This is a genomic window from Streptomyces sp. NPDC046900 (genome assembly GCF_040644975.1).
Taxonomy (GTDB): Bacteria; Actinomycetota; Actinomycetes; order Streptomycetales; family Streptomycetaceae; genus Streptomyces.
Genome location: NZ_JBEYXD010000113.1, coordinates 1 through 21,258 on the forward strand (window position 1 = coordinate 1; position 21,258 = coordinate 21,258).

The window sequence follows — 21,258 nt, forward strand, 5'->3', positions numbered from 1 at the left end:
CGGCGCTCGGCGACATCAGCGCAGCGCGGCCCAACGAGTAGCGGGCCCAGGTATCCCCACCAGGTCAGGCGGCGGCATCACGGCCGCGAGACGCCCCCCACGTTCAGCAGCTCGACGAGCTGGGGCGGTGCAGTGCAGCGATGTCTTCGAGCAGGTCGGGGTGGCGAAGCAGGGCGGCTGCCTCGGCGTCTCGGCCGCTCGGATTGGTCAGGCGTTCGAGGCCGCCGACTTCGGTGTGGTGCTCGGTCGCGGTGAGCGCTGTTCGAGCCAGGGCGGGGTCGGCCAGAAGGCACGCTGCCCAGCTGACGACGGCCTCGTCGACCCAGGTCTGCCAGGTGACGTCCTCCGGGCGCCGGTCGCACCCGCTGGCCCAGTCAAGCCGGGTGGTCCCACTGGGGCCGAGGAGGTGGAGCAGCTGCACGTCCATGTCGGTGGGGTAGCGCAGGACCGCGGCGAGCGTGACGGCCTGCCGGGCCTGAGCCTCGGCCAGCGCCCGGCTGAGCGCGCCTGCGGATGCCGGGAAGGCCGCCAGGAGCCAGCGGGTGGAGGCGGCTATGACGGATGCCAGATCGGTGGACACGGCGATCGATCCCTTTGGAGCGTGCTCGCCCTACCCGACTGAACGGTCCCGCGAGCTGTTTCACGGAGCCGCGCTGCCCCGCTGTTGCCGGCCCAGTGTAGGCGGCTGCCCCGGACAGGCTGCATGACCCGCGTCACGGCTCGTTTCCGGTGGGACCGGGGCCGGACACAGCTGCCGCCCGGCCCCGATGCCCACCCGACCACTGCCCGGCGGGATAAGGAAAGGCCAGTCAGGACTTGCCGCGGCCGGTAACGAAGTCACGGGCCCGGTCGACCAGGCCCGCGCCCGGCGCAAGGAGCTTGTTCGCAGGCGGCGTGTCGGGGGCGGCAGGGTGCGGGCGCGTCGGAGCCATGGCCTTGGCCCGTCGGACCTTCTCCCCGAGATCACCAAGCATCTCGGAGGAACAGGCCTGGCGCAGCATCGGGAAGAGGTTGTTCTCCTCGTCCTCGACGTGAGTGGATACCTCTTCCATGAGCTGTTGCAGCAGTGGCCTCATCTCGGCATCGTCGGCGTTCGTCTTCTCCAACTGCTTGAGAAGGTTCTCGATACGGCTGTGGTCCCGGATCTCCTTGTCCGCGATTCGGTCACCGCCCTCGACGTGCTCGCGCACCGCCGGGTACAGGTACTGCTCCTCGGCGACCGAGTGCCGCACCAGCTCAATGGTGACCTCGTCCACGAGATCACGCAGCTCCTGGCCTTGGCCCGTCATGGACTGGATTCGGCCGAAGATCTCTTCGACCTCCCGGTGGTCGGCCATCAATTCCTCGATCACATTCCCGCCATGCCCCATCGTGCATCCACCTCTCTGACGTTCGTGTCGGGGCCGGTCCATCCCGCCCCGGAAGAAACTGATCCCCGCCCCGGCAGACGCAGTGGTGGCTCGGCGCATTCGTCTCACCCGAACGGGAGGCCGACCGGGCTATCGCAGACGCCCACGGCGGCACTGGACGGCAATGACCCCGATTCCCGGGCCCGGACGGGGAACCCGGCCTGGAACAGCGGGGAAGCAGATCTCGAAGCTGTGATGGCCGATCACCGGGGCGACGATGAGTTCTACCAGGGCGACCGTCCGGCCCACCCAACGCTGGAGGAGGACCGGCCCCGCGGAGCGAAGCCCAAGGCACCGGCGAAGACCGCGGGCCCCTGGTTCATGGCGGCGATCGTCGTCGTGATCGTTGTGCTGGTGTCCTCGGCATCGCGCACTTCCCCTGAGGAGGGTCCCGTGCCGGACTGGGTAGGCGTGGCCACTACGCGCCCGATCGGCGACCACGAGGCGCGCGTCGTACTCACGGATCCGAACTTCGGACCGTGCGCATTCTGCCGCCCGGAAACCGAGCTGGGATCCCGCACTGAGCCGGAGGGGGAGATCAGTCCGAGCCGCTCAGTCTACGGGCCAGATCCTCGCGAATGTCTGCTACAAGGTTGCCGGTCACACCCAAAGTGACGACCAGCTCGGCCACATGCCGCAGTTTGGTGTTGGTACACATGGACGTTTCGCGGAGCAAGTCCCACGCATCAGCCGGCGTCAGACGTCCAACGGCGACAACGACGCCGATCGCCTGGTCGATGACGGCGTGGGAATACACCGCACGCTCCAGCTGGGCAACCTTGGCCTGTAGCTGCTCGATCTCCTCGGCGGGGTGGCTCTCCGGCTCCTGAACCGCACCAGGGAGCTTGTGCGAGTTGTCCACGTTGTCTCCGAGACATGGGAGCACGCATTCGTTCCTGGTACGTCTGTCCAGTCTCGTTTCCGCCCGCACTCTCTTCTTTCACCCTCACGCTAAAGGTCACTGGAGGCAGTTCGTCCAGTTCGACGTTTGGCAGGGTGCCGCCTTGAGCGAACTTGAGCACGTCTTCGGCAACGACGCGCAGTTTCGTGTTGGTGCGCTGGGAGACGTCTCGCAGGGCTCGCCAGGCCTCTTCAGGTGGTATTCGCCCGAGAACGACGAGGGCGCCTATGGCCTGATCGACGATGGCATGCGAGGTTACGGCCCGCTGGAGCTGCTCATTCTCCTCCCCCAGCCGCTCATATTCCATCGCGAGGTCGGTGGCGGACAGCGGTTCTAGGGGGTGGAGCCTGGAGATCGCGAAGAACGCCATGAGGGCACCCGGTCGAAGGGGGCGGGGGTCTCGGTACAGCTACCCGACCTGCATGGATCTACCTTCCCCCTAGGCAATCTTTACCGTCGACCCGAATTCGACCCTTGTACAGCACGTAAGATAGCTATTTTCGATACGCGAGACTTTTGAATCGTTTGGGTGACTTCGTAACCCTCGTGACTCACCTACCGGCTGGGCCTTCATTTGTTCTCGGCAGGAGGTCAGGCATGGGTCATTGGGTCTACAAGTTCTCGGGGTGTCCCGACACGTGGCACTTCCAGCAGATTGCCGACGAGGTGGAACCAGGCGAGGTCGTGGTGCGCGAACGCGCGGGCGGCCTGAGCATCGTAAACGGATTCGTGCGAGAGAGCGTCGATGACGTCATGATGGTGGCCCACTTTCGATGGGTGACAAGCGGAAACCCATCCACGGTGACACCCGAGTTGCTGCGGGCCTCCGGCCTCACCGTCGCTTGACGGGCGGCACGGGCAGTGAGTGCGAGCAACGGATATACCGGCAAGCCGCAACCTTGATCTCCCTGCTGTGCGGGCCGTCGCCTCGCACAGCCTCACAGGGGGGTGGGCTAGCCCGGCGCCGCCCAGCAGTCCGGCCCACCGCCCTGGCGCGGCCAGACTTCCGGACCACCGCCGAACCACTCGATGAGGTCCGATTCGGCCACGTCCACCTCATCCCCGCCCACCAGCTCGGCGTCTTGGAGGAACACCGTCAAGTCGCGCAGGGAATACGCCGTGGCCAGGATCTCGTCATCGATGCGTACGCGGCGGCCGCCAGATCCGCAGGGCGCCTCCACGATCACGGGACGCTCGACCATGAGCTCAGCCTCTCCCAGCGGAAGCCCGACCGCATTCCGGGGCGTGGTCTGAGACAGGCACGCTCACCTGGCCGATGATGCCGGTGATCGTCACGCGCCCGGCGGGTGATGCCGACACCGCCCTGGTCTTGATCAAGTCGTGGCCGCTGGCAGTATCAAGGTCTGTTCATGCTGGTCGGTGGCCTGTTCAAACACCCTGCGCCCGACCGGACCGGTCAGGCCCGCCCCTGCCAGTCCTCGAGCAGGTCATGGGCTCGGCCACTCGCTCTCACGTCACCGCGGGCTAGGCGGATGATGCACCCGCTTTCGCGGTCCGCTCCTCGGGCCAGCCTTCGTCTTCCACGCGGATGGCCCGCCGAAGGGCCTGCTGCGCCTTGCGCTCCTTTCCCTCGTCCTGCTCCAGGAGCGCCGTCGCGATCCCATCCAGCTTCCGCTGGATCGCGAGCTCAGCCCGCCGCTCCCCCGGTGTCGGCCCAGGTGCTGTGAGGAGGCGACGTCGAGCTGCTGGTGGGCGGCCGCAATCAGGTCACGGTTCTGCAGGATCGGCCTGCCGCCACGCGCGATGGTCACGATCGATGCCTTCGGTCGACGACGAGGGGCAGGACGATGGTGTCGAGGATCTCCTCGATCGCGGCGCGGGGAAGGGTCTGGTGTGCGCGGGCGAGTTCGGCGCTGACGAGATCGAAGGCTAGCGATCGGAGGCGGGGCGTGAGCATGCTCAGATCCACCTCGTCGCGGTCGGAGGCTCGTTGCCAGATTTCGTCGAGGCCCTGGCTCTGAGCGATCTCGGATCACCGAACCCTTGGCATACGAGTGCGCTCATCAAGTGCGGCGCCTCCGACGGCCTTTGTAGCCTGGCATCGCTGTACGTCGGGGGGAGCTGAACGTGGAGAACATCCTGCCCGTGGCCATCGGCGCCGCTATGCCGACCATGGCGACGGCGAGCCAGTACGACCACGCCCGGTAGCGACCCTGGCGGAACCGGACCGCAAGCGCGACGAGAAAGGCGACGAATCCGAGCACCACGGCGAGCTGCGGCACCATGACCTGGACGAGATATCCCCAAGAAAGGGCGGGGGGCGCTGACCCACACCCGGGCGCCGCGTGGCGGTCAGCAGCCCCGGTGGCAGGATCAGTGCCATGGGCACCGAGAGAGTCTGGGTGTACCGCGTGGAGGAGCCGCACGGCTCGCAGGGCTGGCACCCCTACGGCTCCCACTCCCACCGGTCGCGGGGAGTGGTCACCACCGACGCCTCCGGGCAGGACGCCAGGTACGTCGCCGCCCTCGTCGTCACGGACCTGCTCACCGAGTGGAAGGTGAACGGCATCGTCCAGCAGCACGTGCGCGTGATCGTGTGGGCGGACGAAGAAGGCGCCGGCCCCAGGGACGCGGCCTTCATGGTGGAGATCCAGCCCGGCGCCGACGGAGAGTGATCCATCGCGACCGGATTCGCGCACCGGCGGGATACCGGCCCGGGGGCGAGCGTAGATGGATCAAAGGATGCGTAGGGTGGACCCCCTGTCCGTGAGGGTGACGTCGCGAACTTTTCCGGGTTTGGGGAGGAGAGGGGCGGAAAATGTTCGCAGGGGCCGGCCAGCCATGGACTTCCGCCCGGCTCGCTGTCAGTGAAGTGTGCGACAGTCGGTCGGTGATCAACATTGGACGCAGCCTCCTGGAAGGCCTGGATGAGGTGGATTGGGCCGAGCTGGGCCACGCGTACGGAAGGGCGCAAGACGTCCCCGGACACCTCACCACGTTGTGTGGTCATGACGAGCCGCTCGCGAGGGTGCCTTGACGTCCTTGTTCGGCAACATCTTTCATCAGGGCACCCGATATTCCGCGTCACCGCATGCAGTACCTTTCCTGGCCCGTATCGCCCTGGCCGGCCCCCACCCGATCCGAGACGGATCTCGGAAGACTCGGCTCTGATCCTTCTCAACCAGCAGGTCCGGATCCCGCAGCGTCACTTCGCGTCGGGTCCTGTGCCCGGCACACACACTGCGAATGCGCGGACTTCCCGCTTCCTTCCGAGTTTCCAGCGCAATCGTTTCCACCTCATATGCCCCAAGAGGCGCGCGACAATGAAAGGGCACATCGCATTCGACGGAAGGAGGAGTGTGATGGGCAAGGCATCTGAGTACCCGCAACAGGAGACGCATGCGGTCAACGGCCACGGTATGCACCTGCACATGCGCACCCTGCATCCTTCGGTGCCGATTCCTTATCTCAGCAAGGAGGAGATGACGAGCGCGGCCCGAGCGGCGACGGCACGGCTGCCCGGTACCCCGCCCGCCGAAGACCTGGCGTTTTACGGAGGACTTGGAGCGCTGGCGGTGGCGGGAGCTCTGGATTGGCCGGTCGCCCTCGCCGTCGGCGGCGCCACCTGGCTGCTGCGCAGCGGGCGGAGGGAGAAGCCCGAGGCAGGCGTCAGGCCGTAGGGCATATCCTGGGCCGTTGCAGAGCGCCAGCTGCCGCCGCGCCGCCGAAGCCGCCCGCGCCCACAAACTGGCCGCCACCGGCCACCTGACTGGCCTGTGGCGCCCCGTCGGAGAACTCCGCAGTCGGCATCTGGCGCGCCACCGACGAGCACGAACTCCACGACAAGGTCCTCGGCACCCTTCCGCTGCGCCCCGCGGATGACCGTCACCGTGACCGCGCTCGAACTCCACCCCAACGACCCCTGCCGACCCTCCTGACCACCGGTCGGCTTCCACGCGAGGGCGACGGCGGTGCCATCGCAGGGAAGGTGCAGGCCGAGCCGGGCGAAGTCGACGCGGCCGACGAACCCAGGAAGCCGGGGCCAATGAACGTGACGGTCTGTGTCGGCAAAGAGGGCGACGGTCGACAGGAAACAGGCTGCCGGCGACCTCGTGCGGGTACGCGAAGACGTCACGGGCGACGGATCGCTGTACCCCCTCCAGGGCGCTGACCAGCACTGACGCCCTGGTCGAAAGGGCGGCGGCCATGCCGTCACTCGTCCTCGAGGCCGTGCTTGTCGCGCAGGGTTCGACGCCATACTCACGTGCGGCCGCCTGTGCTGAAGAAAGACCCACGAGGGGGCCGCACGACCAACCCACTCACGCACCGCCTTCGTGGGGACACAGCCGCCCCCGCTCCGAAACGTACGAGTACCGCGGCGTTGCACGCCGCCGACCGGACGGAGCCCACCTCCACAGCATGGAACTCGCGGCTCTGACCAGCGCACACTCCGCCGGTAGCGGTCGGCGTCAGAATGACATGGCCTTTCGTCACTCATGTCAGCAACAGGTGAGCACCATCCGTCAGTGCCAACCACCAGGTCACTGAGCCTGCGCCACTGACACTCAGATGACGATGCCCAACTGACACTCCCCCGCAGACCATCAGCCAAGCGTCAATCCCGCCATAAGAAGCGACGTCTTATGGCTACACGACTGAGGATATGCCGGTTGTGTACCGCTGCGCGCAGTAAGGTCGGCGGCATGAGCGATCAGCCGACTCCACAGCGCCCCACGGACGCTGACCTGCCGCCGCTGACGACGGCCGAGATTCCGGCCCGACTCGCCGACGTGCTGCCCACGATGAGTCCGCGCGGCCTCGTAGTCAATCAGGGCACGGGCGAGACCGTCGCCGGGGGCGGGCCGCTCGTCGCGGACGAGCCCGCCGCGGCGGCTTTGGCCCCGCATGTCGACTGGGCGGGCAACGAACGTGCGGCTTCCGCCGCCGAGGTGGCTCGGGCCGAAGCTACCGCGGCCCGCATCCGCCGCGAGGTCGCCGAGATCCGCACGGCCGTCGAACGGCTCGCCGGCGGCAGCCCCTTGAATGCGGCAGTCGCGAACTTCCTCACCGTCCAAGCGACGCTCCTCGAACGCCACGGCGGCACGGCGCAGCGTGCGGAGACCCTGAGCCGCTGCGACGACACCCGCGAAAACCCCGGCGTGTTCCCCTCCGCGGCGCGCAGCGCCCTCCTGATCGCCCGCGCCGCCCTCGGCATTCGCTGAAGTCAGGCGGAGAAGGTTCCGCCGGGCTCGGTCGGGCTGGGCTCGCCCACCGCGGCGGGGGACTCGTCCAGCTCGGCAAGCGCGGCCCGAAGAATCATCACGGACCCGCGGATCGCGGTACCAGCCCAGCCGGTGCCCAACAGATCGGCCGGGGCGGCGGTGAATGCCCGGGATACCCACCGAGTGCCACTCTCGTCCTCGCCGAGGGTGTTGGACGCGACGAGCGCAGCGACGGCCGCGGGCAGCTCCGGGGTGCCCATAGGGCCGAAGTCCTGTACATCGTGGGCCATGCTCCCTGTGCGTGCCGACAATCCCGTCACCCTATGCGACCTGCGCGTACTGGTGGATGAGGCCGCCAAGGCGGTGGCGCCGGATGACACGCGGTGAGGCATCGACGGCGGGCGGTTCGGGCGCGCCGACTCCGTCGGGGCATCGCTGTCCGAGTGATCGGTGAGGCCGATGTTCGTTGTGGTGGTCGACGTACTCGTCGACGACGAGGTGCAGGTGCCGCTCTCCGGTGATCAGGATGCGGTCGGTGGCCTCGCGCCTGCAGGATCCCACCCAGCGCTCGGCGATCGCGTCATCCGCGGTGCGCCCGGCAGGATGGGCACCACCCGGGCGCCGACGGCGGTGGCGGCGGTGCAGGCGTCGGCATCCGGCAAGCCAGGACATCGCGCGTTCTACGGTCCAACGGTGCCGGCCCAGGCGGGTCGAGGACTCGATGCCCTTGCGGGCAATGCGATGTGTGATGCCCCGCTTGCGTAACCACCGCCGCAGGTGGTCGTAGTCGTATCCCTTGTCGGCGTGGAACTCTCCCGGTCTGCGTCGTCGGCGTCCACATCAGGAGCGGATCGGCGGTATGCCCTTCACCAGCGGGATGAGGGCCTGGCCGTCGCGCAGGTTCGCGCCGGAGATGCCGACGGACAGGGGCAGACCGGTCCGCTCGGTGACCAAGTGGATCTTCGAGCCGTACAGCTCCTCGCGGGCATGGCGACGGCCCCCACGATGATCACCGCGATGACCCTGTCCGGCAGCGCACCCCGGAGGGCCGGCTGAACGAGGGCATGACCGTCGCCGCCACTGGCCTGATGGGCTGCATCGCCTGCGGCTCCGCCACCGGCGGCTGGGCAGCGGAACACCCTTCACCGACCGTCGGCTTCACCGGGCCAACGACCGCCGCGGCCCTGGCCCCTGCTGATCGCGACCGGCCACGCCGTCCACGCCCGTCGTCGACGATGCTCGGGTTGGGCGAACGCCACGAATCTCCGCTGGTTTTCGCGCACCCATTGACGCGCTCACAGCCCCCACCTACCTTCCACCGTCGAAGCGCTTCGACGTCACGCATCGAAACGATTCGATGAACGCTGCGTGACACCTCAGTTACCCATCCGACTCCCTTGGAGGCAGTGGATGTTGACGGCACGAAGGCGTGTGGTGGCGACGGCGACGGTCCTCACCGGCTCCCTGCTCCTGGCCTCCTGCGGTGGCTCGGACAGCGGTGCCTCTGACGGCAAGACACTCAAGCTGTGGCACTACGAAGCCCCGAACAGCGCGATGGGTGTCGCCTGGAACGAGGCCATCAAGGAGTTCGAGGCGAAACACCCGGGCGTGAAGGTGAAGTTCGAGGAGAAGGGCTTCGAGCAGATCCAGAAGACCGCGCCGATGGTCCTCAACTCCTCGGACGCGCCCGACATCATGGAGTACAACAAGGGCAACGCGACGGCTGGACTGCTGTCCAAGCAGGGGCTCCTCACCGATCTGACCGCCGAGGTCACCAAGCGCGGCTGGGACAAGAAGCTCAGCGCGGGGGTGAAGACCACCAGTCAGTACGACGCCAACGGGGTCATGGGCTCCGGAAAGTGGTACGGAGTGCCCAATTACGCCGAATACACCATGGTCTTCTACAACAAGGACCTCTTCAAGAAGTACGGCATCGCCGAGCCGAAGACGTTCGACGACCTCACCGCGGCCATGGACAAGTTCGTCGCCAAGGGCATCACCCCGCTCGCCAACGCCGGCGCCGAGTACGTGGCCCAGCAGTACCTGTACCAGCTGGCGCTGTCGAAGGCCGACCGCTCCTGGGTCGACTCGTACGAGCTGTACAAGGGTAAGACCGACTTCCACGATGCGGCCTGGACCTACGGCGCGACCACCTTCGCCGACTGGGTGAAGAAGGGCTACATCAGCAAGACGTCCAGCGGCTCCAAGGCCGAGGACGCGGGGGTCGCCTTCATCCAGGGCAAGAACCCGATCCTGTTCAGCGGCAGCTGGTGGTACGGCCGCTTCAAGGCGGAGAACAAGTTCGACTGGGGCACCATGCTGTGGCCGGGTTCCAACCTGACCCTCGGCTCGGGCGGTAACCTCTGGGTCGTCCCCAAGGGCGCCAAGAACAAGGACCTGGCCTACGACTTCATCGACATCACCATGTCGAGGAAGATCCAGAACCTGCTCGGCAACAAGGGCGGCGTGCCCGTCGCGGCCGACGCGGCAGCCGTCACCGACCCGCAGGCAAAGAATCTCATCGCCGACTTCAACACGCTCTCCGGACGTGACGGCTTGGCCTTCTATCCGGACTGGCCGGTCGCCGGCTTCTACGACGTCCTCGTCTCTGAGACACAGAAGCTGATCACGGGCAGCGAGAAGCCGGACGCCTATCTGAGCAACGTGCAGAAGGCGTATGACAAGGGCGCGCCGAAGCAATGACGATCATCGTCGAACGGGGTGCGCGGGCCGTCGGCAAGCACCAGCACGTCGGCCCGCGCCGCCCCCGCCCGCGCACGTCGTACGCCCTCTTCCTGCTCCCTGGCATCCTCGCCTTCCTCGCCGTGATCGTCGTCCCGTTCCTGATGAACACGGGCGTGAGCTTCACGGACTGGAGCGGGGTCGGCTCGCCGAAGTGGACCGGGCTCGCCAACTATCGCGAGCTGGTGGACGACTCGGAGTTCTGGGTGTCGTTCCGGCACAGCCTGTTCATGGTCGTCGCCATGGCCGTCGTACCGACGATGCTCGGACTCGTCCTCGCCGCCGCCCTGTTCGACTACATAGGCAAGCACTTCGGCAGCAGGACGGCGGCCGTCCTGCGCGCCTGCTTCTACCTCCCGCAGGTGCTGCCCATCGCGGTCGCCGGCATCGTCTGGAGCTGGATCCTCGCCCCCGACAACGGCGCCCTGAATGCGCTGCTGAAGGCGGTCGGTCTCGGCTCCCTGCAACAGGACTGGCTCGGCGACCCGGACATCGCCCTCTACACCGTCATGGGTGTGATGGTGTGGGTGCAGATCGGCTTCCCCCTCGTCGTCTTCATGGCGGGGCTCCAGCGCGTCGACCCGCAGCTGTACGAGGCGGCGGAGCTGGACGGCGCCGGCTGGTGGCGCCGCTTCTGGCACATCACGCTGCCGCAGATCAGACCCGAGATCTACGTCGTGCTGCTGTGGTGCACGATCGCCGCGCTGAAGGTCTTCGGGGCCGTCTACGTCCTGACCAAGGGTGGGCCGGGCGGCGCCACCGACGTCCCCTCCTACTTCTCCTTCACCACGTTCTTCGAGAAGACCCAAGTCGGGTACGGCGCCGCCGTCTCCACCGTCCTCACCGTGATCATCCTCGTCCTGGCCCTGGTCGGACTGAAGCTCCAGGCCCGCGCCGAGGACGCCGAGGAGGGGGTCCGCACATGATTACCGTACGCCGTTACCCGGTCCTCATCGCGCTCTGCATCGGCGCGGCCTTCATGGTCCTGCCGTTCCTCATCGTCGCGGTCAACGCGGTGAAGTCCCCCGCCGAGTACTCCCAGCACGGCCCCCTCAGTCTCCCCAAGGGCCTCTACCTGGATGGTCTGAAGGACTTCTGGTCGCGTGTCGACTATGGCCAAAAGCTCTTCAACTCCGTCCTGATCAGCGGCTCGGTGGCGGTCCTGGCCGCGGTCCTGTCCGTGCTCAACGCCTACGCGATCGGCATCGGCCGCGTCAAGGGCCGCACCTGGGTGCTCGCCTTCTTCGTGCTCGCCAACATGCTGCCGCAGGAGGCGCTCGTCTATCCGATCTACTACCTGTGCAAGCAGGCGGGCCTGTACGACACCCGGCTCAGCGTCGTGATCGTCTTCACCGTCGTCCAGGCCGCCTTCGGCACGTATCTGCTGTCCTCGGTCCTCGGACAGTTCCCGCGCGAGATCATCGAGGCGGCCCGGATCGACGGGGCGAACAAGTGGCAGGTGTTGTGGCGGATCGTGGTCCCGGTCAGCCGCCCGACCATCGGCGTGCTGCTCGTCTTCTTCTTCGTCTGGACGTGGAACGAGTTCCTGCTCCCCCTGGTCATGCTGATCTCCAACGACAACCAGACGGTGTCGGTGGCGCTCGGCGTCCTCCAGGGTCAGCGCCTGATGGACGCCACGATGACCAACGCGGCGGCCCTGCTCGGCGTCCTGCCGGCCATCGTCTTCTTCCTCGTCTTCCAGCGGACTCTCACCCGCGGCATCGCCGTGGGTGCCGTCAAGTAGGGGGCACGCGCTTGAAGTTCACCGACGGCTACTGGCTGCTCCGCGAAGGCGTCACCGCGGCCCACCCGGTCGAGGTCCTGGACGTCACCGCCTCTCCGGGGGCCCTGGAGATCCACGCGCCGACCCAGCCCATCCGCCACCGCGGCGACCTGCTGAAGGGACCGGTCGTGACGATCAGCGCACACGCACCGACGCCGGACGTCATCGGCGTCACCTTCACGCACTTCGAGGGCGAGCAGCCCCGGGGGCCGCGGTTCGAAGTGCGGCGGGAGGACGACTTCACGCCGCAGGTGGAGTACGACGACGAGCACGCCACAGTCACCGCCGGCGCCCTGTCCGTGCGCGTCGCCCGCTCCGGCCCCTGGCACGTCGACTTCCTCGCCCACGGCCGCATTCTCACCACCAGCGGTCGCAAGGGCATGGGCATCATGCGCGACGCGACCGGTGCCCACTACCTGCGCGAGCAACTGGATCTTCGCGTCGGTACCTCGGTGTACGGCCTCGGCGAGCGATTCGGGCCGCTTGTCAAGAACGGTCAGGTCGTCGACATGTGGAACGCGGACGGCGGCACGGCGACCGAACAGGCCTACAAGAACGTCCCCTTCTTCCTGACTGACGCGGGCTACGGCGTCTTCGTCGATCACCCGGGCAAAGTGTCGTTCGAGGTCGGCTCGGAGGCGGTGTCCCGGGTCCAGTTCAGCGTGGAGAGCCAGCAGTTGACGTACTACGTCATCTACGGCCCCACCCCGAAGGACATCCTGCGCAAGTACACGGCCCTCACCGGCCGCCCGGCGCTCCCGCCCGCCTGGTCCTTCGGCCTGTGGCTGTCGACGTCCTTCACCACCTCCTACGACGAGGCCACCGTCACCTCCTTCATCGACGGCATGAAGGAGCGCGAACTTCCGCTCTCGGTCTTCCACTTCGACTGCTTCTGGATGCGGGAGTTCAACTGGTGCGACTTCCAGTGGGATCCGCGGGTCTTCCCCGATCCGGAGGGCATGCTGGCCCGGCTGAAGGACAAGGGCCTGCACATCTGCGTCTGGATCAATCCGTACATCGCGCAGCGCTCGCCGCTCTTCGCCGAGGGCAAGGCCCTGGGCCATCTGCTCAAAAAGCCCGACGGGAGTGTGTGGCAGTGGGACCTGTGGCAGCCCGGCATGGCGCTCGTCGACTTCACCAGCCCGGCCGCCCGCGACTGGTACGCCTCCAAGCTGGAGGCACTGCTCGCGCAGGGCGTCGACTGCTTCAAGACCGACTTCGGCGAGCGGATCCCGGTCGACGTGGCGTACGCGGACGGCTCGGACCCCGAGCGGATGCACAACTACTACACGTACCTCTACAACCGCACCGTCTTCGAGGTACTGCGCAAGCACCGCGGCGAGCAGGAGGCTGTCGTGTTCGCGCGCTCGGCCACGGCCGGGAGCCAGGGCTTCCCGGTGCACTGGGGCGGTGACTGCGAGGCCACGTACGAGTCGATGGCCGAGTCGCTGCGCGGCGGCCTCAGCCTCGGTATGTCTGGTTTCGGGTTCTGGAGCCATGACATCGGGGGCTTCGAGGGCACCCCGTCCGCGGCGTTGTTCAAGCGGTGGCTCGCCTTCGGGTTGCTGTCCTCGCACAGCAGGCTGCACGGCTCGTCGTCGTACCGGGTGCCGTGGCTGTTCGACGAGGAGGCCGTGGACGTCCTGAGGCTCTTCACCCGGCTGAAGCTGCGGCTCATGCCGTACCTGTACAAGGTCGCCCGCACCGCTCACGCGGAGGGTGTGCCGATGATGCGGGCGATGGTGCTGGAGTTCCCGGACGACCCCGGCTGCGCGCATCTGGAGCGGCAGTACATGCTCGGTCCCGATCTGCTGGTCGCGCCGGTCTTCAGCGACGACGGGGACATCTCGTACTACGTGCCCGAGGGCACCTGGACCCACTACCTGAGCGGGCAGAGGGTGACCGGGCCGCGCTGGGTGCGCGAGCGACACGGGTTCTCCAGCGTTCCGCTGCTGGTCAGACCGGGTGCGGTGATCCCGGTGGGCGCGGTGGACGACCGGCCCGATTATCCGTACGCCGACGGGGTCACCCTGTGCGCCTACGGCCTCGAGCGCGGGGCGCGGGTGACGGTGCCGGTGGGGGACGTGACCTTCACCGTCGTCCGGGAGGGGGACACGCTGCGGGCCTCCAGCAGTGATCCAGCGACTCCCTGGGCTCTGGCCGCCGGGGAGCGGATCGCGCGGGCGGCTGCGGGCACCGGATTCGTGTCGCTGGAGTTGGAGTCGGAGTGATGTTTCCTCCCCCACTGGAGCTGGACTGACCATGGTGAAGATCACGGACGTGGCGCGGCACGCGGGTGTCTCCCCCAGCACCGTCTCGTACGCCCTGAGCGGCAAGCGCCCGATCTCCGAGGAGACCCGGCAGCGCATCGAGGTGTCCATCCGCGAGCTGGGCTACCGCCCGCACGCCGGCGCCCGGGCGCTGGCCAGCAGCAGGTCGAACGTGCTGGCGCTGGTGATCCCGCTGCGGTCCGGGATCCACGTCCCGGTGGTGATGCAGTTCGCGGTGTCGGTGGTGACCACGGCACGGACGCACGACCATGACGTGCTGCTGCTCACCCAGGAGGAGGGCGAGGAAGGGCTGCGCAGGGTCGCGGACACCGCGCTCGTGGACGCGTTGATCGTCATGGACGTACAACTCCACGACCCTAGGCTGCCGCTGCTGCGCACCCTGGACCGGCCCTCCGTGATGATCGGGTTCCCCCAGGACCCGGCGGGCCTGACCTGTATCGACCTCGACTTCAAGGCGGCGGGTGAGCGGTGCGTGGATCGGCTGGCCGGACTCGGGCACCGGGTCGTCGCGCTGGTCGGGTCGCCGCCCGAGGTCTATGTGCGGGAGACGGCGTTCGCCCAGCGGGTGGTGCAGGGGTTCACGGCCGCCGCCGACCGCAACGGACTCACCTCGTCCATCCACCCGTGCGAGGCCTCGCCCGCCGCCGCCCGCCGGGTCGCCGAGCAACTGCTGTTCCGACAGCCGGAGTTGACCGGGGTCGTCGTGCACAACGAGGCGGTTCTGGAGCCGCTGATCGACGCCTTCGAGCAGCTCGGTCTGCGGGTCCCCGGCGACCTGTCCATCACCGCCATCTGCCCCGACGAACTCGCCGAGTCCCTCCGCGTCCCCGTCACCTCGGTCGCCCTGCCGTCTGCCGAGCTGGGCGCGCGGGCCGTGGAGCTGCTGATGAAGAAGCTGGACGGCACGGCCGTACCCGAGGCAACGCTCCTGCCGCCCCGGCTGACGGAACGCGCGAGCACGGCGCCGCGCAAAGCGCCCTGAAGTTCCTCATGTGCAAGGCACTCACCGAAGGAGCCGTGACATGCAGAAAGGCAAGAGAAGAAGGAGAACCACGCTCGTCGTCGCGCTCGCCCTCGTAGCCGGCCTCTCGGCCGCCGTCCCGGCCGGCGCGGACGGTCCCACGTACCCCTTCCGCAACCCGAACCTCCCCGTCGACAAGCGCGTCGACGACCTGCTCTCCCGTCTGACACTCGACGAGAAGATTTCCCTCCTGCATCAGTACGAGCCGGCGATCCCGCGCCTCGGCATCCAGGCGTTCCGCACCGGCACCGAGGCCCTGCACGGCGTGGCCTGGCTCGGCAAAGCGACCGTGTTCCCGCAGGCGATCGGGCTCGCCTCCACCTGGGACCCGGCGCTGATCCGGCAGGTCGGCTCGGCGGTCGGCGACGAGGTGCGCGGCTTCCAGCAGCAACGCCCGGCCGGCTGGGGCCTCAACCTGTGGGCGCCCGTGGTGAACCCGCTGCGCGACCCGCGCTGGGGCCGCAACGAGGAAGGGTACTCCGAGGACCCCTACCTCACCGGCTCGATCTCCACGGCATACGGCACCGGCCTGACCGGCGGCGACCCGAACCACCTGAAGACAGCTCCGACGCTGAAGCACTTCCTCGCCAACAACAACGAGATCCAGCGCGACACCACGTCCTCCGAACTGCGCCCACGCGTGCTGAAGGAGTACGACGAGCAGGCCTTCAAGCCGGCGATCGAGGCGGACGCGGCCACCGGGGTGATGTCGTCGTACAACCTCGTCAACGGCCGCCCGGACACGGTCAACCCCGCCCTGGACGACACCGTGCGCACCTGGACCTCGCAGGACCTGCTGAACGTCACCGACGCCTTTGCGCCGGGCAATCTGGTCGGCAGCCAGAAGTACTACGGCACGCAGGCCGAGGCGGACGCCGCCGCCCTGAAAGCGGGCATCGACAGCTTCACGGACAACGACACGGACTCCGGGCCGACGACGGCCGCGATCAAGTCGGCATTGTCCACGGGCCTGTTGAAGAAGTCGGACGTCGACGAGGCCGTGGGGCATGTACTGAGCGTCCGCGTCCGGCTCGGCGAGTTCGACCCGGGCGGCGGCACGTACGGATCCATCGACGCGTCCGTCATCGACAGCCCGGCCCACCGGAAGCTGGCGCGCGAGGCGGCCACCGAGGCTGCGGTACTGCTGAAGAACGACGGCGCGCTGCCGCTGCGGAAGTCCGGCAGCGCGGCCGTGGTCGGCCCGCTGGCCGACACCCTGTACACGGACTGGTACTCCGGCACTCTCCCGTACGCGGTGACGCCCAGGGACGGCATCGCGTCGAAGCTCGGCACCTCCGTGGCGAGCAGCGAGGGCGTGGACCGGATCGCGCTGAAGGACACGGCGACCGGGAAGTACGTCACGGCGGGGACAGGCGACGCCGGCGCCGCCCTGAAGGAGACCCCCGACTCGGGGCCGGGTTCTCAGTTCGACGTGTTCGACTGGGGATCGGGCGTCGTCACACTTCGCTCGGCCGCCAACGGACAGTACGTCGGCTACAACTGGTCGAACTTCGTCAACGACCAGACACAGCCGAACGGCTGGTTCGTGCAGCAGCAGTTCAAGCTGGAGCGGCAGGACGACGGGACGTACCTGCTGCGGTACGCGGGCTACGAGACCGGCGAGTCCTGGTGGTCTAATCCGGTCTACCTCGGCCCGACCGGCGACGACGGCACGCTCGGCCTGGTCGACAAGGACAAGGCCGCGCACTACACGAAGGACGTCGTGCGCGATGGCCTCGACGAGGCGGTCGCCGCAGTCAAGGGCAAGGACACGGCGGTGGTGGTCGTGGGATCGATGCCCTCGATCAACGGGCGCGAGGCACACGACCGCACGGACATGGGGCTTGCCCCGTCGCAGGAGGCTCTGGTCAAGGCGGTCCACCGGGCCAACCCTCGGACGGTGGTGGTCGTCGAGAACAGCTACCCCACGACTCTCGGCTCTCTGCAGAAGGAAGTCCCGGCTCTGCTGTGGACCACGCACGCGGGCCAGGAGACGGGCAACGCACTGGCCGATGTGCTCTACGGCGACGCCAACCCGGCGGGCCGCTTGACGCAGACCTGGTACAGGTCGGAGTCCGACCTCCCGTCCATCCTGGACTACGACATCATCAAGGCCGACCGCACGTACGAGTATTTCAAGGGGCAGCCGCTGTACCCGTTCGGGTTCGGACTGTCGTACACAAGCTTCCGCTACGGCGAGCTAAAGCGGGTCGACGACGGGTACGAGGTGTCGGTGACGAACACGGGCACACGGGCGGGCGATGAGGTCGTGCAGCTGTACGTCCATCAGCGGGTGTCGCGCGACAAGCAGCCGCTGAAGCAGCTCAAAGCGTACGCGCGGGTGCCGCTGAAGCCGGGCGAGACGAGGACGGTACGGCTGAAGCTGCGGACTTCGGACCTGGCGCACTGGGACGTCACCCGCTCGAAGTGGGTGGTGGAGAAAGCGACGTACGACGTGATGGTGGGCGCGTCGTCGGCGGACGTCCGCGCGCGTACGTCGTTGACGGTCGGGGGCGAGACGATCCCGCCCCGTGATCTGTCGAAGGTGACCCGCGCCGAGAACTTCGACGACTACGACGCGATCAGCCTGGTGGACGAGTCGAAGGCGCGCGGAACGGCGGTGGCCGCGACGGCCGACGGGGCGTGGCTGAAGTTCGCGGACACGCGGCTCGGCTCGGGCGCGTCGACGCTGAGCACCCATCTGGCGGGAGCCTCCGGCACGCTGGAGGTGCGCCTCGGCTCTCCCACCGGCACGTTGGCCGGTACGGCGCACTTCGACGGCACGTCGTCGCCGTACACGTACGAGACGGTGACGACCCCCCTGGCGGCCGTGGCGAAGGGCCGCTGGGACGTGTACCTGGTCCTGAGCGGCGGCCTTCGCCTGTCGACGTTCAGCCTGCGCTGACGGGCACGGTGTCGATCGCGTACCGGCTCAGCCGAGGCCCCAGGCCCGCCCGAGCCGGTACGCGGCACACAGGTTCACATCGAGGAAGCAGGAACCGGCCGTCCCGCACTGCTCGATCCCACTGCCCGGGTCAACCGGCTGCCGCGGTGTCCCCCTCTCCTAGGGCGTGTCTTCAATTGATCTTGAGTGGTGGATCATGGTCAGGTGATACGTCGCCATGAACCGTCCGATGTGGAGTGGGAGTTCCTCCGCCTGTTTCTGGCCCGGTCCTTGCGCGGACGGAAGCGGCCGGACGACCGAACCGTGCTCAACGGGATCGTGTGGAAGTTCCGGACGGGCACGGCCTGGCGGGACGTGCCGGAGCGGTACGGCTCCTGGCACACGCTGCATACCCGCTTTCGCCGGTGGGCCCTGGACGGCACCTTCGAGCGGATGCTCCGGGCCGCCCAGGCCCGGGCGGACGCGGCGGGCGAGATCGACTGGCTGGTGTCGGTCGACTCCACCGTCGTACGCGCCCACCAGCATGCCGTCGGAGCCCGAAAAAGGGGGCTCCGCATCCCCACACTCGGACGCTCCCGGGGCGGCCTGACCAGCAATATCCACCTGGCCCTGCGATGCCCTGGGGCGTCCGCTCGGCTTCGTGCTGACGGCCGGCAACACGAACGACTGCACGCAGTTCACCGCCGTGATGGAGGCGATCCGGGTGCCCCGCCTCGGGCCGGGACGGCCCCGGCTGCGGCCCGCTCATGTGCTGGGCGACAAGGGCTACAGCTCCCGCGCGATGCGCACCTGGCTGCGGCGGCGCGGCATCGTCCACACCAATCCCGAGCGGGCCGACCAGAAGCGCAACCGGGCCCACCGCGGCAGCCGAGGCGGACGCCCGCCCCGCTGGCTTCGTTGGTGTGAGATGAGAACGAATGATGCCGAGTTCGGGCAACAGGGGTTGATCAAGCGGGCCCAGGATGTTGCCGGATTCCAGGAACACCTGGTCGGCGTGTTGGGGTGCGAAGGGGCTGATGAGCGGGACGGATATCGTGCTGACATGAAACAAGGGTTCGATCTTGCCGCGTCGCTCGCCAGAGGCGTCGAAGACCGCAGTGGTGCATGGAACTTCATCCAGGGCTTTGCCGCCCACTGGGTCGGCGCCGCACTGGGACACGATGACGGATGGACGGAAGCCGATCTCGATGCTGCCGAGGAGAGGCTCGGTCTTCGACTGCCGACGGCGTTGCGCGAGGCGTATCTGCTGTTCGGACGCCGGCGGGATCTCACCAGCAACCACGATGTGCTGCTCGGCCCTGCAGAGCTGTATGTCGATGACGCCAAGGAGGCCCTGGTCTTCCGTCACGAGAACCAGGGGGCCGCCTCCTGGGGCGTCCTTCTCAACAGCCTCCAGGATGACGATCCTGCAGTGCTCATCCGGCTTGACCTCACCGACAAGAGCGCCGAGCGGTGGGAGGACTGGCTGGAGCGTCTGTCCCTTTGCTTCGTCGAGATCATCTTGTCGGAGTCCCTGCAGGCCGATGAAGAGCTCTGCGACTTCCTCGACCCGGATGACGACAGTCTTGAACTGCTGGAGACGAACTCCTTCCGACTGCCGTTCCCGGCATACCCCGTCGGCGAGGAGACACGGTGGTTCCTGGGCCAAGACGTCCTCCTGCGCGATGACGACGGCGCGGCCATCCTGGCTCGCGGCCGAACGGCAGAAGACCTCGACCGCGTTCGTGACCTGCTCCCGGGCGACTGGCTCAACGACTGTCGCTGACCATGTCCCAGACTGCTGCTGACCGGGCTGCCCACGTTGGAGTCAACCCGAACTCTGCTGTTCGGCTCGGGCTCGGGTGGTGGCGAGGTGGTAGGAGTGAGTTCCGGTCTCGATGATGTTGCCGCCGAGCGTGAGTCGGTCGACGATGGCCGCGCAGAGACGGGGGTCGGTGAACGTCCTGGTCCAGCCGGAGAGCGACTCGTTCGAGGCGATGGCGACGCTGTTCTTCTCCTCGCGTTCGGTCAGGACCTGGAAGAGGAGTTCGGCGCCGCGGCGGTCGAGTTCCATGTAGCCGAGTTCGTCGCTGCAGAGGAGATTGACTCGGCAGTAGCGGGCGATGTCTTGGTCAGCTGCTTCTCGTCGGCGGCTTCGACGAGTTCGTTGACCAACTTGGTCATGGTGATGTGCGAGAAGAGCCGGTGCTGGTACGCCGTCGCCCGTGCCGGCGATGACCTCCGCACCTACCGGATCGGGCAGATCCTTGACCTGGAGCCGCTGGAAGGGGTGTACGACCCACCGGTCCCTTTCGACCTGGCTCGTCACTGGCAGGCCCATACGGCGCGGTGCAGGAGCGGCTATGGCAAGGCGAAGCGGAGATACGCATCTGGCCGGTCGGCATCACCCGCCTCCAGGACGTCGCGGCGCAGGCGGTGCTCGATGGCGTGAACCAGGGAAAGCTCGAGCCCGGCGGCCGGCGCCGGGCTGTCATCCCCATCGAGAGCCTCGCCCACACGGAGGCAGAGCTGCTGCGACTGGGCCCGGAGGTGGAGGTGCTCGCACCCTCGGGGCTTCGAGAGCGCATCGCCGCATCGGCACGGACAATGGCTACGATCTACGACTGAAGGTGATTTCGCCGTGCGTGCCGTCCGGACGGCCGGCGTCGGGAAACGCCGGCACCCTCTCTGCACCCGGACGAGGCGCACCGCCCTGCGCGGGTTCAGTACGTCACGCCTTCTTTCGCATCGCCGCCGGAGCGCGTGGCCAGCGTCGGAAAGGCGGTACCTCCTCAGGCAGACCGAGAGCGGTATTCGGGCGGTCCTGCGGCTCAGGCACGCCGCCCTTGCCCGCCGCCTCTCGCTCGGTCTCGCCAACTCAGGCGCTCATCTGCCAAGTGGAGCACTCAGCCACGACCCGACGCACCGTCAGCATTGGGAATCACTCATCTAGAAGACTGCTGAAAATCTCGGGTTCTGGCCCCGGCTCGGTGGAGTCGGGGCCAGTCTTGTAGGCATGCAGGGGGAATGGGCCGGGGAGTTGG

General features: G+C 67.8%; 20 protein-coding genes and 6 pseudogenes. 15 read left to right on the plus strand and 11 right to left on the minus strand.

Annotated features, from left to right (window positions below):
- Positions 1-103: 103 nt before the first annotated feature.
- Entirely contained in the window at positions 104-580 is a 477-nt protein-coding gene (locus tag ABZ904_RS45340; protein ID WP_361829988.1) for a hypothetical protein, read from the minus strand.
- A 229-nt stretch (positions 581-809) separates the two neighbouring features.
- Positions 810-1,370, minus strand: coding sequence for a hemerythrin domain-containing protein (locus tag ABZ904_RS45345; RefSeq protein WP_361003910.1), 561 nt, complete (start codon positions 1,368-1,370; stop codon positions 810-812).
- A 360-nt stretch (positions 1,371-1,730) separates the two neighbouring features.
- Between ABZ904_RS45345 and ABZ904_RS45350 the strand changes: the two genes are divergently transcribed.
- Positions 1,731-2,024, plus strand: a complete 294-nt coding sequence (locus ABZ904_RS45350) for a DUF6233 domain-containing protein (protein ID WP_361830002.1) — start codon at positions 1,731-1,733, stop codon at positions 2,022-2,024.
- Here ABZ904_RS45350 and ABZ904_RS45355 read toward each other — a convergent pair.
- On the minus strand, positions 1,948-2,208 hold the full coding sequence (locus ABZ904_RS45355; protein ID WP_361830004.1) for an ANTAR domain-containing protein: 261 nt from the start codon (positions 2,206-2,208) through the stop codon (positions 1,948-1,950). The genes ABZ904_RS45350 and ABZ904_RS45355 overlap by 77 nt on opposite strands.
- On the minus strand, positions 2,096-2,680 hold the full coding sequence (locus ABZ904_RS45360) for an ANTAR domain-containing protein (RefSeq protein ID WP_361829990.1): 585 nt from the start codon (positions 2,678-2,680) through the stop codon (positions 2,096-2,098). Before ABZ904_RS45360 ends, ABZ904_RS45355 begins: the two co-directional genes overlap by 113 nt.
- 227 nt (positions 2,681-2,907) lie before the next feature.
- Here ABZ904_RS45360 and ABZ904_RS45365 point away from each other — a divergent pair, with 227 nt between their 5' ends.
- A complete protein-coding gene (locus ABZ904_RS45365; protein WP_361003904.1) occupies positions 2,908-3,156 on the plus strand; it encodes a hypothetical protein in 249 nt (82 codons plus the stop codon).
- 107 nt (positions 3,157-3,263) lie between these two features.
- Here the strand turns inward: ABZ904_RS45365 and ABZ904_RS45370 are convergent, their stop codons facing one another.
- The 3 genes from ABZ904_RS45370 to ABZ904_RS45380 all read right to left on the minus strand — a co-directional run bounded on the left by ABZ904_RS45370 (position 3,264) and on the right by ABZ904_RS45380 (position 4,556).
- Positions 3,264-3,512 carry a hypothetical protein gene (locus ABZ904_RS45370; RefSeq protein WP_361003901.1) on the minus strand — a complete coding sequence of 83 codons (249 nt, stop codon included), beginning with the start codon at positions 3,510-3,512 and terminating at the stop codon, positions 3,264-3,266.
- Positions 3,513-4,078: 566 nt separating this feature from the next.
- Entirely contained in the window at positions 4,079-4,228 is a 150-nt protein-coding gene (locus ABZ904_RS45375) for a hypothetical protein (protein ID WP_361003898.1), read from the minus strand.
- Between the two features lie 106 nt (positions 4,229-4,334).
- Positions 4,335-4,556 (minus strand): hypothetical protein, encoded by a 222-nt coding sequence (locus tag ABZ904_RS45380; protein WP_361829993.1) that lies wholly within the window; start codon positions 4,554-4,556, stop codon positions 4,335-4,337.
- Between the two features lie 96 nt (positions 4,557-4,652).
- Between ABZ904_RS45380 and ABZ904_RS45385 the strand changes: the two genes are divergently transcribed.
- From ABZ904_RS45385 to ABZ904_RS45400, 4 genes and pseudogenes are all read left to right on the plus strand, one after another.
- Positions 4,653-4,946 carry a hypothetical protein gene (locus ABZ904_RS45385; protein WP_361003895.1) on the plus strand — a complete coding sequence of 98 codons (294 nt, stop codon included), beginning with the start codon at positions 4,653-4,655 and terminating at the stop codon, positions 4,944-4,946.
- Between the two features lie 687 nt (positions 4,947-5,633).
- Positions 5,634-5,951 carry a hypothetical protein gene (locus ABZ904_RS45390; RefSeq protein WP_361829995.1) on the plus strand — a complete coding sequence of 106 codons (318 nt, stop codon included), beginning with the start codon at positions 5,634-5,636 and terminating at the stop codon, positions 5,949-5,951.
- 34 nt (positions 5,952-5,985) lie between these two features.
- Positions 5,986-6,209: pseudogene (locus ABZ904_RS45395) on the plus strand (muconolactone Delta-isomerase family protein); the annotation flags it as partial.
- A gap of 765 nt (positions 6,210-6,974) precedes the next feature.
- On the plus strand, positions 6,975-7,493 hold the full coding sequence (locus ABZ904_RS45400) for a hypothetical protein (RefSeq protein ID WP_361003890.1): 519 nt from the start codon (positions 6,975-6,977) through the stop codon (positions 7,491-7,493).
- A 2-nt stretch (positions 7,494-7,495) separates the two neighbouring features.
- Here ABZ904_RS45400 and ABZ904_RS45405 read toward each other — a convergent pair whose 3' ends face one another.
- From ABZ904_RS45405 to ABZ904_RS45415, 3 genes and pseudogenes are all read right to left on the minus strand, one after another.
- Positions 7,496-7,783, minus strand: coding sequence for a hypothetical protein (locus ABZ904_RS45405; RefSeq protein WP_361003887.1), 288 nt, complete (start codon positions 7,781-7,783; stop codon positions 7,496-7,498).
- 31 nt (positions 7,784-7,814) lie between these two features.
- Positions 7,815-8,054 carry an integrase core domain-containing protein gene (locus tag ABZ904_RS45410; protein WP_361003922.1) on the minus strand — a complete coding sequence of 80 codons (240 nt, stop codon included), beginning with the start codon at positions 8,052-8,054 and terminating at the stop codon, positions 7,815-7,817.
- A gap of 60 nt (positions 8,055-8,114) precedes the next feature.
- Positions 8,115-8,462: pseudogene (locus tag ABZ904_RS45415) on the minus strand (transposase); the annotation flags it as partial.
- A 6-nt stretch (positions 8,463-8,468) separates the two neighbouring features.
- Here ABZ904_RS45415 and ABZ904_RS45420 point away from each other — a divergent pair.
- The 8 genes and pseudogenes from ABZ904_RS45420 to ABZ904_RS45455 form a co-directional block, all read left to right on the plus strand.
- Positions 8,469-8,854 (plus strand): annotated as a pseudogene (locus ABZ904_RS45420) (hypothetical protein); the annotation flags it as partial.
- A gap of 49 nt (positions 8,855-8,903) precedes the next feature.
- Positions 8,904-10,196 (plus strand): extracellular solute-binding protein, encoded by a 1,293-nt coding sequence (locus ABZ904_RS45425; RefSeq protein WP_361829997.1) that lies wholly within the window; start codon positions 8,904-8,906, stop codon positions 10,194-10,196.
- A complete protein-coding gene (locus ABZ904_RS45430; protein WP_361829999.1) occupies positions 10,193-11,161 on the plus strand; it encodes a sugar ABC transporter permease in 969 nt (322 codons plus the stop codon). The genes ABZ904_RS45425 and ABZ904_RS45430 overlap by 4 nt, the downstream gene beginning before the upstream one ends.
- Positions 11,158-11,979 (plus strand): carbohydrate ABC transporter permease, encoded by an 822-nt coding sequence (locus ABZ904_RS45435; protein WP_361003878.1) that lies wholly within the window; start codon positions 11,158-11,160, stop codon positions 11,977-11,979. The genes ABZ904_RS45430 and ABZ904_RS45435 overlap by 4 nt, the downstream gene beginning before the upstream one ends.
- A gap of 11 nt (positions 11,980-11,990) precedes the next feature.
- On the plus strand, positions 11,991-14,249 hold the full coding sequence (yicI, locus tag ABZ904_RS45440) for an alpha-xylosidase (RefSeq protein WP_361003875.1): 2,259 nt from the start codon (positions 11,991-11,993) through the stop codon (positions 14,247-14,249).
- 31 nt (positions 14,250-14,280) lie between these two features.
- Positions 14,281-15,291 (plus strand): LacI family DNA-binding transcriptional regulator, encoded by a 1,011-nt coding sequence (locus ABZ904_RS45445; RefSeq protein WP_361003872.1) that lies wholly within the window; start codon positions 14,281-14,283, stop codon positions 15,289-15,291.
- A gap of 40 nt (positions 15,292-15,331) precedes the next feature.
- Entirely contained in the window at positions 15,332-18,235 is a 2,904-nt protein-coding gene (locus ABZ904_RS45450; RefSeq protein ID WP_361003869.1) for a glycoside hydrolase family 3 C-terminal domain-containing protein, read from the plus strand.
- Positions 18,236-18,487: 252 nt separating this feature from the next.
- Positions 18,488-19,076 (plus strand): annotated as a pseudogene (locus ABZ904_RS45455) (IS5 family transposase); the annotation flags it as partial.
- A 966-nt stretch (positions 19,077-20,042) separates the two neighbouring features.
- Here ABZ904_RS45455 and ABZ904_RS45460 read toward each other — a convergent pair.
- A pseudogene (locus ABZ904_RS45460) lies at positions 20,043-20,395 on the minus strand (ATP-binding protein); the annotation flags it as partial.
- A 7-nt stretch (positions 20,396-20,402) separates the two neighbouring features.
- Here ABZ904_RS45460 and ABZ904_RS45465 point away from each other — a divergent pair.
- Positions 20,403-20,842: pseudogene (locus tag ABZ904_RS45465) on the plus strand (WYL domain-containing protein).
- Positions 20,843-21,258: the final 416 nt, after the last annotated feature.

Excerpts from the sequence above, each read along its gene's own strand:
- ABZ904_RS45365 (WP_361003904.1), top strand. The coding sequence starts at position 2,908 with ATGGGTCATTGGGTCTACAAGTTCTCGGGGTGTCCCGACACGTGGCAC.
- ABZ904_RS45345 (WP_361003910.1), bottom strand. The coding sequence starts at position 1,370 with ATGGGGCATGGCGGGAATGTGATCGAGGAATTGATGGCCGACCACCGG.
- ABZ904_RS45350 (WP_361830002.1), top strand. The coding sequence starts at position 1,731 with ATGGCGGCGATCGTCGTCGTGATCGTTGTGCTGGTGTCCTCGGCATCG.
- ABZ904_RS45375 (WP_361003898.1), bottom strand. The coding sequence starts at position 4,228 with ATGCTCACGCCCCGCCTCCGATCGCTAGCCTTCGATCTCGTCAGCGCC.
- ABZ904_RS45435 (WP_361003878.1), top strand. The coding sequence starts at position 11,158 with ATGATTACCGTACGCCGTTACCCGGTCCTCATCGCGCTCTGCATCGGC.
- ABZ904_RS45450 (WP_361003869.1), top strand. The coding sequence starts at position 15,332 with ATGCAGAAAGGCAAGAGAAGAAGGAGAACCACGCTCGTCGTCGCGCTC.
- ABZ904_RS45445 (WP_361003872.1), top strand. The coding sequence starts at position 14,281 with ATGGTGAAGATCACGGACGTGGCGCGGCACGCGGGTGTCTCCCCCAGC.
- ABZ904_RS45380 (WP_361829993.1), bottom strand. The coding sequence starts at position 4,556 with ATGGTGCCGCAGCTCGCCGTGGTGCTCGGATTCGTCGCCTTTCTCGTC.
- ABZ904_RS45390 (WP_361829995.1), top strand. The coding sequence starts at position 5,634 with ATGGGCAAGGCATCTGAGTACCCGCAACAGGAGACGCATGCGGTCAAC.
- ABZ904_RS45405 (WP_361003887.1), bottom strand. The coding sequence starts at position 7,783 with ATGGCCCACGATGTACAGGACTTCGGCCCTATGGGCACCCCGGAGCTG.
- ABZ904_RS45425 (WP_361829997.1), top strand. The coding sequence starts at position 8,904 with ATGTTGACGGCACGAAGGCGTGTGGTGGCGACGGCGACGGTCCTCACC.
- ABZ904_RS45360 (WP_361829990.1), bottom strand. The coding sequence starts at position 2,680 with ATGGCGTTCTTCGCGATCTCCAGGCTCCACCCCCTAGAACCGCTGTCC.
- ABZ904_RS45370 (WP_361003901.1), bottom strand. The coding sequence starts at position 3,512 with ATGGTCGAGCGTCCCGTGATCGTGGAGGCGCCCTGCGGATCTGGCGGC.
- ABZ904_RS45385 (WP_361003895.1), top strand. The coding sequence starts at position 4,653 with ATGGGCACCGAGAGAGTCTGGGTGTACCGCGTGGAGGAGCCGCACGGC.
- ABZ904_RS45400 (WP_361003890.1), top strand. The coding sequence starts at position 6,975 with ATGAGCGATCAGCCGACTCCACAGCGCCCCACGGACGCTGACCTGCCG.
- ABZ904_RS45430 (WP_361829999.1), top strand. The coding sequence starts at position 10,193 with ATGACGATCATCGTCGAACGGGGTGCGCGGGCCGTCGGCAAGCACCAG.